12 protein-coding genes are annotated in these 10,285 nt (G+C 64.4%); 3 read left to right on the top strand and 9 right to left on the bottom strand.

Annotated features, from left to right (window positions below):
- Nucleotides 1–48: 48 nt before the first annotated feature.
- On the bottom strand, nucleotides 49–639 hold the full coding sequence (locus tag ACMUOY_RS16215) for a hypothetical protein (RefSeq protein WP_413893777.1): 591 nt from the start codon (nucleotides 637–639) through the stop codon (nucleotides 49–51).
- A gap of 232 nt (nucleotides 640–871) precedes the next feature.
- On the opposite strand from ACMUOY_RS16215, the gene ACMUOY_RS16220 reads away from it, so the two are divergent.
- Entirely contained in the window at nucleotides 872–1,744 is an 873-nt protein-coding gene (locus tag ACMUOY_RS16220) for an alpha/beta fold hydrolase (protein ID WP_413893778.1), read from the top strand.
- Nucleotides 1,745–1,753: 9 nt separating this feature from the next.
- On the opposite strand, the gene ACMUOY_RS16225 is transcribed toward ACMUOY_RS16220, so the two are convergent.
- The 7 genes from ACMUOY_RS16225 to ACMUOY_RS16255 form a co-directional block, all read right to left on the bottom strand.
- On the bottom strand, nucleotides 1,754–2,350 hold the full coding sequence (locus ACMUOY_RS16225) for a carboxymuconolactone decarboxylase family protein (protein ID WP_413893779.1): 597 nt from the start codon (nucleotides 2,348–2,350) through the stop codon (nucleotides 1,754–1,756).
- Nucleotides 2,351–2,395: 45 nt separating this feature from the next.
- Complete coding sequence (locus tag ACMUOY_RS16230) at nucleotides 2,396–3,367, bottom strand: succinylglutamate desuccinylase/aspartoacylase family protein (RefSeq protein WP_413893780.1); 972 nt, start codon at nucleotides 3,365–3,367, stop codon at nucleotides 2,396–2,398.
- A 72-nt stretch (nucleotides 3,368–3,439) separates the two neighbouring features.
- Nucleotides 3,440–4,108, bottom strand: coding sequence for an alpha/beta hydrolase (locus ACMUOY_RS16235; protein ID WP_413893781.1), 669 nt, complete (start codon nucleotides 4,106–4,108; stop codon nucleotides 3,440–3,442).
- Between the two features lie 47 nt (nucleotides 4,109–4,155).
- Nucleotides 4,156–4,557 (bottom strand): carboxymuconolactone decarboxylase family protein, encoded by a 402-nt coding sequence (locus ACMUOY_RS16240; RefSeq protein WP_413893782.1) that lies wholly within the window; start codon nucleotides 4,555–4,557, stop codon nucleotides 4,156–4,158.
- A gap of 41 nt (nucleotides 4,558–4,598) precedes the next feature.
- Nucleotides 4,599–5,330, bottom strand: a complete 732-nt coding sequence (locus ACMUOY_RS16245; RefSeq protein ID WP_413893783.1) for an SOS response-associated peptidase — start codon at nucleotides 5,328–5,330, stop codon at nucleotides 4,599–4,601.
- 138 nt (nucleotides 5,331–5,468) lie between these two features.
- On the bottom strand, nucleotides 5,469–5,924 hold the full coding sequence (locus ACMUOY_RS16250; RefSeq protein WP_413893784.1) for a fasciclin domain-containing protein: 456 nt from the start codon (nucleotides 5,922–5,924) through the stop codon (nucleotides 5,469–5,471).
- Nucleotides 5,925–6,240: 316 nt separating this feature from the next.
- A complete protein-coding gene (locus ACMUOY_RS16255) occupies nucleotides 6,241–7,176 on the bottom strand; it encodes an NAD(P)H-dependent flavin oxidoreductase (protein ID WP_413893785.1) in 936 nt (311 codons plus the stop codon).
- Nucleotides 7,177–7,565: 389 nt separating this feature from the next.
- Between ACMUOY_RS16255 and ACMUOY_RS16260 the strand changes: the two genes are divergently transcribed.
- Together ACMUOY_RS16260 and ACMUOY_RS16265 are read left to right on the top strand one after the other, a co-directional pair.
- On the top strand, nucleotides 7,566–8,351 hold the full coding sequence (locus tag ACMUOY_RS16260; protein ID WP_413893786.1) for a fumarylacetoacetate hydrolase family protein: 786 nt from the start codon (nucleotides 7,566–7,568) through the stop codon (nucleotides 8,349–8,351).
- Between the two features lie 90 nt (nucleotides 8,352–8,441).
- The gene (locus ACMUOY_RS16265; RefSeq protein ID WP_413893787.1) at nucleotides 8,442–8,936 is read left to right on the top strand and encodes a GlcG/HbpS family heme-binding protein; all 495 of its coding nucleotides are present in this window, start codon (nucleotides 8,442–8,444) and stop codon (nucleotides 8,934–8,936) included.
- 137 nt (nucleotides 8,937–9,073) lie between these two features.
- On the opposite strand, the gene ACMUOY_RS16270 is transcribed toward ACMUOY_RS16265, so the two are convergent.
- Nucleotides 9,074–10,069 (bottom strand): catalase, encoded by a 996-nt coding sequence (locus ACMUOY_RS16270; protein WP_413893788.1) that lies wholly within the window; start codon nucleotides 10,067–10,069, stop codon nucleotides 9,074–9,076.
- Between the last annotated feature and the right edge of the window lie 216 nt (nucleotides 10,070–10,285).

Below are 10,285 nucleotides of genomic sequence, written 5' to 3' on the forward strand. Positions count from 1 at the left end.
GTTTTTGTTTGGCGCGGCCGAAACCGCTGCTGGCTTTCGACGCCCCGATTATTTGGAAGCGGCCTTCTTCGGAGCCGGCTCCACGGAAATGGCCATCGCCTCGACATAGACTGCTTCGATCTGGTCGCCCACCTTGACCGCCTTGAAGTGCTCCGGATTCTTCACTTTCAGGTCGACGACGTTGCCGTTAGGGCCTTGGACCGTGATGGTCTTCGCCTTGGGATTCACGGCCAGCACATCAGCGGTGATGGTCACTTCGCGAGCCTCGGCCGCGCCCGGCTTCTGGCCAGGCTTGGCCTGAGCGGTATCGGAACTTTGCGTGCTTTCGCGCAGCCCGCCGCCTTTCTTGACCTGCATGGTCAGGGCTTGGACATACTTGACGACGAGGAGGTCGCCCACCTTGACCTGATCAAAGTTCTTGACATCCGGGCCCGCCACCACTTCAAAGACCTTGCCAGAAGCCGTCTTCAGGCTCACTTTGCGGGTTGCCTTGTCGATCGCCGTCACGGTTGCACTGGCCTTGACGGTCTCGGCGACCGCCACTTTTCCGGGCTCATTGGCCGTCACGACAGCACCGGTCGGCGCCTGCTGTGCAAGAGCCGGCACAGCCAACACGGACAAGGCGATCGCGGCGGACAAGATCGAAATACGCATGATTTGATTCCTTAGGGTGAAACGGAGGGTTGGGATAAAGCACCGCGCCACCTGAGAGCGGCCACCGGGCTGCAAAGAGTTCGCGACGCAAGCCGTGCGGGGCGACGGAACTCAAAACCCCAAGATTGTAGGGCCGAGCGGATAAGCGGTCGTTCAGGCAAGGGCCATCATGCCGACGCATGCTACAACCCCCACTTTCCACGCGCCGGCACTGCACATGACCGTTCCCGAACTCACCGTCCAGGACATCGAAGTCTTCATCGAGGGCACAGGTCCGAATGCCGTGGTGATGATCCATGGCTGGCCGGACACCCACCGCCTGTGGGATGCCACGGTCGAGGCCCTCAAGGGCCAACACCGCTGTGTGCGATTCACATTGCCAGGCTTCGACCCGCAGCAGCCTGCGCGTGCGACCGCGCTGACCGACATGACGGCCCTGTTCGGCGCCATCGTGCAAGCCGTAAGCCCGGGCAAGCCGGTCACGCTGCTGCTGCATGACTGGGGCTGCGTCTTCGGATATGAGTTCGCTGCACGGCACCCTGAGCAGGTGGAGCGCATCGTGGCCGTCGACATTGGCGACCACAATTCGGCTGCCTTCGCAAGCTCACTCACGGGCAAGGCGAAGTGGCAAATCTTTTCATACCAGTGCTGGCTGGCCGTCGCCTGGTGGACGGGACGCCACATCCATGCAGGTTTGGGCGATCGCATGACACGGGCTATGGCAGGCAGCTTGCGCTGCCCCACTGCGCCAGAGTCCATCGGCTGGCCGATGAACTACCCATACGCCATGCAATGGTTTGGTCTCATGGGTGGATTTCGCGGCGCGGCACCCGTTGAACTTGCATGCCCCCTGCTCTACCTTTATGGTGAGCGCAAGCCTTTCATGTTCCATTCACCGCAGTGGCTGCAGCGGATCGCCGCCCGCCCCGGCAGCGCGGTGCAGGGCTTTCGAACCGGGCACTGGGTGATGGTGGAGCAACCTGGCGCTTTCAATCAGCGGGTGCGCAGTTGGCTCGACGGGGCGGACGGTCAGACCTTGGCAGCCGGTAGCGCAATCCCCTCGAGATCACTGCCGCGCAGACCGGGCTGAAGCACGCCATCACAGGTCAGTGTGCTTGCCCGATGTCCAGCCTCTCATGCCGATGGCCTTGTCCGCCACTTCCGTGGCGGGCGCCTCCAGGGGCGTGCCCATGGTGTCGTTCCAGCGGTTCAGGAAGGCAAACATCGCCACCACGCCCAGGATTTCGGTGATCTCGCCGTCGCTCCAGTGCCGTTGCAGTTCGGCAAACTGGGCGTCGGTCACCGCGTTCGGCTGACTGGCTGCGGCCAGGGCAAAGTCCAGCGCCAGGCGCTCGCGCTCGCTGTAGTGCGGGCTGCTGGCGTAGGTCCACACGTCGGCCAGCTTGGCGTCGCTGATGCCGAAGTTGTGCGCGCCCAGCAGCGTGTGCGCCTGGCAATACAGGCAGCCCGACACCTTGCTGGCGACATGGCCGATCAGCCGCCGGAACCCGAGGTCGACCTCGCCTTCAGGGTCCATCACCGCGCTGTTGAGCTGCGCCAGCGCCTGCACCAGTTTCGGCTTTCGCTGCATCGTCAGCACGCTGTTGGGCGTGAAGCCCAAGGTCCCCAGGAAGAAGTCGAAGTGCGGCTTCAGTTCTGGCGTGGTCTCGCGTGGAAGGGGCTTCAGGCGTGGCATCTCTCGTTCTCGATTTGTCGGCACTGCATCCGGATCAGACTCCAATCAACGCAACGGACGCGAAAGGTAGACGCCCTCACGCCCCACGATCGTGGCCCTTGCCGGCATCAGGATCGTGCAGTCGTCACAAGGCGCGCGGATTTCATCCGGACCGTCGGTAGCGATCAATTCGCCTTGTGCGAACACCTCGAAGCCGATGCAGGGCCGGACAAAACGAAAATCCGTCGTCTTGATCACCACCGTCTGCAGCAACTCGAAGCGCCGTGCAACCTCGGGCGCAGCGCCCGCCGGGTCGTGTGCCGCCAGGCCGAAATGGGCCAGAAAACGCCGCGTGACGTCGATGGCGACATCTGCGCTGGCCCGCAGGAAGTGCTGCCCGCATTCGACCACCATGCCGGCGCCCCGGCCGGAAGCCTCACCAAAGTGGCCGTGCTGGATGACCGGGGTCCCCGAGCCCAAGCCACCGGGCATGACCAGGTGAACCGCCGGGCGGCCGATGGCGAGTGCCGCTTCACTGTTGCGCGCAAAGGCCGGATAGACCCAGAAGGGTTCGACGTCCTGGCTGGTCGAGTGGATGTCGAGCAGGTGATCGGCTGCGGCCACCACCGGGCGGAGTTCGCGCGCGCGGCGCAGCTCGGGGCTGTCTTCGGGGCCGTCCAGCCACTCTGAAGACCAGATGCGATTCAGGTTGTGCACGAGCTGGCGGCTCTCGAACGGCTGGGCCGGATCGAAGGTCTCGTATGCAGCCACGTTGGCAAAGCTGACGGTCAGGGTGCCGATCAGCGGGCGCACACCGGTGTCCAGCAGGTGCGCCGCCGCCACCATGCCGCAGAACTCGTTGCCGTGCGTGAGCGCGTTGATGAGCACGTGCGGCCCGGGGCGGCCGGATTCGAAGCGGTGAACGTAGTCAATGCCCACATTGCCCTTGCGGTAGACGGACAGGTCGCGCGGCAGCACTTCGAAGGCGGGTGCCCCTGTCGTGGGGACGTTGGCTGTGGAATGGGTGGTTTCAGTCATGGAGTTTCAGTTGAAGGTGACCCGGCAAGCGCGAGGTCAGGGGTGGATGGGACGGGCGGGCGAGCGGAGCGATCAGTCTGTCGCCAGCACCCGCAGCAACCACTGGTTCAGGTCACCGATTTCTTCCTCGCACACTGAGTGCCCCATGGCGTAGTCATGCCATTCGACGGCATGGCCGAGCGCCTGCAGGGCGGCGTGAGACGCCATCGCGCCCATGATGGGCACCACGTCGTCCTGCCGGCCGTGCGCCAAGAAGACGGGCGTCGTCGCGTTGGCACCATGCCGCTCGGCGGGCGTAAGGGCCGCCAATGGCAGATAGCCCGACAGGCCGACGATGCCGGCCAGGCCCTGCGCGTGGCGCAGCCCGGTCATGAGCGCCACGGCGCAGCCCTGCGAAAAGCCCGCCAGCACGATGCGGCTGGCCGGTATGCCGCGCGCCTTCTCGCGCTCCAGCAGCGCCTCGATGGCCGCCTGTGACGCGCGCAGGCCGCGCTCATCTTCCCGGGATGTCAAGTCGGCCCCCAGGATGTCGTACCAGGCCGGCATGACGTAGCCGCCGTTGATCGTGACCGGCATCTCGGGCGCGTTCGGGAACACAAAGCGTACCGGGCCGACGCCCGACAGATCCAGTTCCTGCGCGATGGGCACGAAGTCGCGCCCGTCGGCGCCCAGGCCATGCAGCAACAGCACGGTGGCGCGCGGGTTGTCGCCGGTTTCAATCTCGATGGTTTCCAGGGGCATGGCGTGCTTCAAAAACACCCATGGTAGCGGTGCGCCAGGAAAACGCCTCAGCCCTGGTCAAACACCGCATCCACCGGCACCTGCAGGCCGGTCACGATCTGGTTGGTCTTGGCCGCCAGCGCGACGATGGCCAGCAGCTCGCCGTGCTGCTGCGGCGTCATGCCTTTGGCCTTCGCGGCAGCGGTGTGCGAATGCACGCAGTAGCTGCAGCCGTTGATGATGGAAGCGGTGATGTAGACCATCTCCTTGGTCAGCGGGTCAATGGCGCTGGGCGTGGCCATGACCTGCTTGACCTCGGGCCAGGTCGCTTCAAGCAGGGCCGGATCAAACGCCAGGCGTTGCCAGAGGTTGTTGATGAAATCGGTCTTGCGCGTGGCGCGGATGTCGTCGAAGACGGCCTTGACGCGCGGGTTGCTCTCGGGATCGGGGATGGGGGCAAGGGTGGACATAAGTTCCTGAAAGTGTGGGGACTGGGCAAGGTTTCACGAAATCAAAACAGGTTCTGGGTATCCTCGGGGCCGGCCGCTGGCGGTGCGCGCGGCGCCGTGCGCGGGGGGAGTTCCCTGGGCGCCGGCTGGCCGACAAGCGGAACAGCGGGCATGCTTCGCACCAGAGCGTGCGCCTGCTCGTCCGTAGCGTGAAGCCAGGCCTCGAAATCGCCCGGCGTGAGCAACACCGGCATGCGTTTTTCATCGCCGGGCCGGTGCATGCGGGCCATCAGCGGATGGGCGTCGGCGTTTACCGTCAGCAGCGTGAAGCTGGCGATGATCTCGCCACTGGCGGGATCAAGCCATCGCTCCCACAGGCCGGCCGCTGCGAACAGGTCGCCGTCCAAACGGTCCATGCGCCAGCGCACGGCCCGGCCGGTTTCCCAGCAGGGCTCGAAAAAATTCTCCATGGGCGCCAGCGCCCAGTGCCGTTCGCGCCAGGGGCTGCGAAAGCTGGGCTTGACGGAAGCGGTTTCGCTGCGCGCGTTGGTGGTGTGGCGCGACAGTTCTTTCGCATGGGCCGCGTCACGGCTCCAACGCGGCACCAGACCGAACCGCGCCAGCAGGCAGCGCGGCGCCAGGTCGTGCTGCCCCGGCGCGCCGCCGCGCACGAGGATCGGCGCCTCGTAGCCGGGGTACACCTCGCGCGGCCAGTCGGCCTCGGGCAGGTGCGCCACGCCCAGCCGCGCGGCGCGCAGGCGGTCGCGGGACGAGGGGGTGTAATTGGTGCACATGGCGGCATTGTGGCGCGACCTGCGGCTCGCCCAAAACCCCTGTGCACAGCGCCCAAAAAGCAAAGGCAGCCGGGTCCGCCCCGTCTGCCTTGTTGGTGAGGCCCTGCCATGGGCAAAGCCGCGCCGTGACGCGCCCGATTACTTGGGCATGATCACCGTGTCGAGCACGTGGATCACGCCGTTGTCGGCCACGATGTCGGTGGCGGTGACGTTTGCGTTGTTCACCTTCACGCCACCCATGGTCACGATGGCGATCTCGCTGCCCTGCACCGTCTTGACATTACCGGCCTTGACGTCCTTGGCCATCACCTTGCCGGGGACCACGTGGTAGGTCAGCACGGCCTTGAGCTTGCCCTGGTCCTTCAGCAGCGCATCCAGGTCCGCCTTGGGGATCTTCGCAAACGCAGCGTCCGTGGGCGCGAACACCGTGAACGGACCCGGGCCCTTGAGCGTGTCGATCAGGCCGGCGGCGGTGAGGGCAGCGGCCAGCGTCTTGAAGTTGCCAGCGGCAACGGCGGTATCAACGATGTCCTTGGCCTGGACAGAGAAGGCCGCGCCAAGGGCCAGAACGGTCGCGATGAGGGTCTTTTTCATGAGGGACTCCAGAAGTGAAACAGTGGATCTGACACGCCAAAAATCTGGCGTGGATGAACTGTAAATACTATTCAGTATCCACATATACTGTATGGTAATTAAAAATACCTATCAGTATTTTCCAGACGACTTCCCGCTTCTTTCCTTGCCACGCCCCCCACTGCCGGCCGCATTCACGGACTGTCTTTTTCGATGGCAAGCAGCGACCCTTTGAGAGCGGGACACCGGCTTTTCCGGCCCAAGACCGAACACAAACTGGTAAAAAAAGCCAACGTACGGGCACGCAGCCGCCCGCAAATCTTCGGGGCGGGCCCGATCACCCGAACTGTTGCGCCGCCGCCATCGCCCCCATGCGGGCGCTGATGGCGTGGAATTCGGCGACCGTCTCGTCGATGATCTGCTGCACCGGCTTCACGGCATGGATCAGGCCGGCCGACTGGCCCGCCAGCGCCGGCGCGGCGTTCATGTCGCCACCGAAGTAGACCTGCTGGATGCCGGTGAAGGTGTCGGGCTGCATCAGCCCGGCGTCATGAATGGTCCGGGTGAAGTCCGTCTTGAGCGCGCGGATGCAGGGCGTGGACTTGGTGTTGAGCATCCAGGTCCCGGTGATCTCGGCCGACACGATGGCCTGTTTGTAGTGGCCGTGCACCGGGCTCTCGGCGCTGGCCACGAAGCGCGTGCCCATCTGGATGCCTTCGGCGCCGAGCGCAAACGCCGCGGCCATGCCGCGGCCATCCACGATGCCGCCGGCGGCGATCAGCGGCACCTCGACGCGCTCGCGGATCGCCTGAAGCAGCACCAGCGTGCTGACCTCCTCGGGGTTCTTGAAGCCGCCGCCTTCGCCGCCCTCGACCACCAGGCCGTCCACCCCGGCATCCACGCATTTCAGCGCGGTCTCCAGCGTCGGCACGGCGTGATAGACCACAATGCCCGCGGCCTTGAGCGGCGCGATGAATTTGGCCGGACTGCCGGCCGAGGTGGTGACGAAGCGGATGCCCGATTCGCAGACGAAGCGCAGCATGGCGTCGTCCTTCAGGAAGCGGATCGGCAGGTTGACCCCGAACGGCATGCCGGTGGCGACCATGGCGGTGATCTCGCGCTGGCAGTTGGCGGTCTCGCCCGACGAAGTCTCGATGATGCCCAGCCCGCCCGCGCGCGACACCGCCGAGGCGAGCGTGCTGCGCGCGATCCAGCCCATCGGGGCCTGCACGATGGGGTAACGGGCGCCGGTGTGGGCGAGGACTCGGTTCATGGGATCAGCTCCAGACGGGTTTGGCAATTCGGGACGAAACCGCAGCAGTGTCCGCGCATTCCGGCAAGGGGCCAGTCACCTTCGCGTCCAGAGAGTTTCACTATGAATTCGATAGCTACAAACGACCATTTTTGGGTGGGCTATGGCCATTTTTCCTAACATCTGTCGCAAATGGATGGATGGACGAAGCAGGCGATCGCCTGCCCGGACCAAGCGGTCTGCAAGACTTCAGTGAGCACATAGGGAAAATCCCCAGCCATTTCACCCGAAATGCCCGACCGCCAGGACTGTTCTTCGATTACCGTCAATGGCTTGTGCGCCGCATCGGTTCGCCCGGAATCGATCCGCATCCCCAATGGACCGAGGCCCCCAGGTTCGCAGGAGACTCCATGCAACGCCGATCGCTTTTTGAGACCACCGCCACACTCGGCCTGGGCGCCCTGGCCGGCTGCGCCCTGCCCGGCAATGCCGCGCGCGACGCGAAGACGCCCTTCGATGTGCCCGTCACCTATGTGCCCATCGTCGGCAGTGACATGATGTTTCCGGTGCGCCGCATCTATTGCATCGGCCGCAACTACCGGGCCCATGCGATCGAGATGGGCTCCAACCCCGACCGCGAGCCCCCTTTCTTCTTTCAGAAACCCACCGACGCGATCCAGAACGTGGCGCCCGGCACTGTGGCGGATCACCCGTACCCGACACTGACCAAGAACTACCACTACGAGGTCGAACTGGTGGCCGCCCTGAACAAAGGCGGACGCAATATCCCCATGGGCAGCGCGCTCGGCCACGTCTACGCCTATGCCCTGGGCCTGGACATGACGCGGCGCGACCTGCAGCGGGCGATGGGGGACGAGAAGAAGCCGTGGGAAATCGGCAAGAGTTTTGACAAGAGCGCGCCGATAGGTCCCCTGCACCTTGTCGGGCAGACTGGTCATTTCACCCAGGGCGGCATCTGGCTCAAGGTCAACGGCCAGACCAAACAGAACGCTAACCTGAACCAGATGATCTGGAGCGTGGCCGAGCAGATCAGCAAGCTGTCCGAAGCCTTCGAATTGATGCCCGGTGACATCATCTATTCGGGCACGCCGGAAAACGTCGGCCCGGTGGTGCGCGGAGACGTGATCGAGTGCCACATCGACGGTCTTCCGAACCTGAGCGTGAAGATCGTCTGACCACTTCCTCCGCGGCCATCGACAGAGACACAACCGAAGCTTCGACCTACCCTGTCAGCCCCTTGTTTTCAACCCCAACCGGAGATCCCGATGAACCATGGCCTTTCTCTTCTTCGCCAGCTGCTGGCCGTCACGCTGACCCTGCTGAGCCTGGCCGCCAGCGCGCAGACACCGCCGCCCTATGGGCTTTCAATCAATATCGAACAGGCCAAGAAGGCCATGGCCGCCGCTGAGGCCGAGGCACGCAAGAACAACTGGCAGGTGGTGATCTCCATTGTCGACACCGGCGGACACCTGGTCATGCTGCAACGGCTTGATGCGCAGAATGCCAGCGTCGACATCGCCACGGGAAAGGCTCGCACAGCCGTGAATTTCCGTCGGCCCACCAAGGCGCTGGAAGATGGCCTGGCCGCAAATGGCAGCGCGCTGCGCATCCTCGCGGTGCCGGGCATCACGCCCTTGCAGGGAGGCCTGCCGATCGTGGTGGACGGCAAGATCATCGGCGGCATCGGTGTCTCCGGCGTCCTCGCCACCCAGGATGAAGTCGTTGCGAAAGCCGGGCTCGATACGCTGACCGCCAAGTAACTCAGACGATCGGACCTTCAGGTCCGCGTCTGAAGGTCATGTTCAACCTGGCCGCACATCCCCGGTCAGGCCGATTCCCCCGACTGGCTTATCCAGGTGCCTGACGCTTCGGAGGGCGCAGGGGGCGATCGAAACAATCACGCCGCCCCGCGCCCCTTCTGGCTTTCGAAATACACCACCTTGCGCGCGCGCTGCACATCACCGAGCGGGCGGTGCGCGGCCAGCGCCTGCCACGGGTCGAATACGCCGGCTTCGGCCTCGGCCGCGAGTTCCTGCCCCTTGGCCGAAGCCGTGTCCTGACGCGGCAGGCTGAGCCGGGCCACAGTGGTGTAGGGACTGGGCCAGTTGACCGATGCGTCCTCGATGGGCGTCAGCGCCTCGCTCACAAATGGCTGCACCTGCAGATCCCATTGCAGGTGATGCTTGGCCAGTCGCGCGCTGAAATCAGCGCCCCAGTCGGCATTGGCGCCCTTGGTGGCCGCGCCATTGGCGCCCGCTGGCACCAAGCGAACGCGAACCGCATACGGCCCGCAGGCCATCGGCACCGCACTGAACAGGGTTTCCGTGGCAAAGCCGCCAAAAGGCCGGCCCACGGACTTGATCAGCTTGAGCATCCGCAGGGGGCCGCCAAACACGCCATAACGCTTGAACAGGAACTTCAGCAGGGACCCGCCGCCACCCGCAGCAGCGACGACGAAGTCGACGAACTCGTCGCTCTTTGGGAACGCAAACGCTTCCTGGTTGATCAGTGTGAAGTCCTGGCTCCGCGCCGGGCCATTGCCCAGAGCGGAATCCCCCTCCACACCCAGCACCCGGATGGCAAACCCGCGAATGTCGGGTGTACGGTCCGGGGCGCGGTCCAGAGCGCCGTTGGACAGGCGAACCTGCGCCTCGAACGTTGCCGGCTTCGCGAAAAGTCCGTGCCGGGCGAAGTCGGGCAGGTCGTCCAGCACCTGCAGGGACCCGCGGGCCGCCGTGATTTGCTTTCGATGCAACGCACGCCCCGTACCGTATTTCTTGGACTTTCGTGCCTGGATGGCGGCGAAATGCCGGGCGTAGCCGGCAAACCTCTTGGCTTCGTCTGGAGCGATCTGTTCTTTCCAGTCCGTGGCAGGGGTCAGGTCAGGCTTCATGAAACAGCATCCGAAGTGGAATCAAGGCCCGATGCTACCTCGCATGGCGAAAAACGGCTGCGCCAGGTCAGCGCAGGTTTGCTGCGAACACCCCCTGTCAATCTTGACAGGGGTCCAGCCCCTCGATAAGCCGATCCCTCCTATTGATCTTCTCTAAAAACATGACAACCAATTTGCATCTCACGCGTTATGTCTTCAGGATCATTGCTGGAGAAT

Origin of the sequence: Candidatus Skiveiella danica (genome assembly GCF_022705245.1) — a bacterium.
In the GTDB taxonomy this organism is placed as follows: domain Bacteria; phylum Pseudomonadota; class Gammaproteobacteria; order Burkholderiales; family Burkholderiaceae_C; genus Skiveiella; species Skiveiella danica.

Bases quoted from the DNA above. Each gene is read 5' to 3' on its own strand.
- ACMUOY_RS16220 (WP_413893778.1), top strand. From the start codon at position 872: ATGACCGTTCCCGAACTCACCGTCCAGGACATCGAAGTCTTCATCGAG.
- ACMUOY_RS16225 (WP_413893779.1), bottom strand. From the start codon at position 2,350: ATGCCACGCCTGAAGCCCCTTCCACGCGAGACCACGCCAGAACTGAAG.
- ACMUOY_RS16230 (WP_413893780.1), bottom strand. From the start codon at position 3,367: ATGACTGAAACCACCCATTCCACAGCCAACGTCCCCACGACAGGGGCA.
- ACMUOY_RS16235 (WP_413893781.1), bottom strand. From the start codon at position 4,108: ATGCCCCTGGAAACCATCGAGATTGAAACCGGCGACAACCCGCGCGCC.
- ACMUOY_RS16240 (WP_413893782.1), bottom strand. From the start codon at position 4,557: ATGTCCACCCTTGCCCCCATCCCCGATCCCGAGAGCAACCCGCGCGTC.
- ACMUOY_RS16245 (WP_413893783.1), bottom strand. From the start codon at position 5,330: ATGTGCACCAATTACACCCCCTCGTCCCGCGACCGCCTGCGCGCCGCG.
- ACMUOY_RS16250 (WP_413893784.1), bottom strand. From the start codon at position 5,924: ATGAAAAAGACCCTCATCGCGACCGTTCTGGCCCTTGGCGCGGCCTTC.
- ACMUOY_RS16255 (WP_413893785.1), bottom strand. From the start codon at position 7,176: ATGAACCGAGTCCTCGCCCACACCGGCGCCCGTTACCCCATCGTGCAG.
- ACMUOY_RS16260 (WP_413893786.1), top strand. From the start codon at position 7,566: ATGCAACGCCGATCGCTTTTTGAGACCACCGCCACACTCGGCCTGGGC.
- ACMUOY_RS16265 (WP_413893787.1), top strand. From the start codon at position 8,442: ATGAACCATGGCCTTTCTCTTCTTCGCCAGCTGCTGGCCGTCACGCTG.
- ACMUOY_RS16270 (WP_413893788.1), bottom strand. From the start codon at position 10,069: ATGAAGCCTGACCTGACCCCTGCCACGGACTGGAAAGAACAGATCGCT.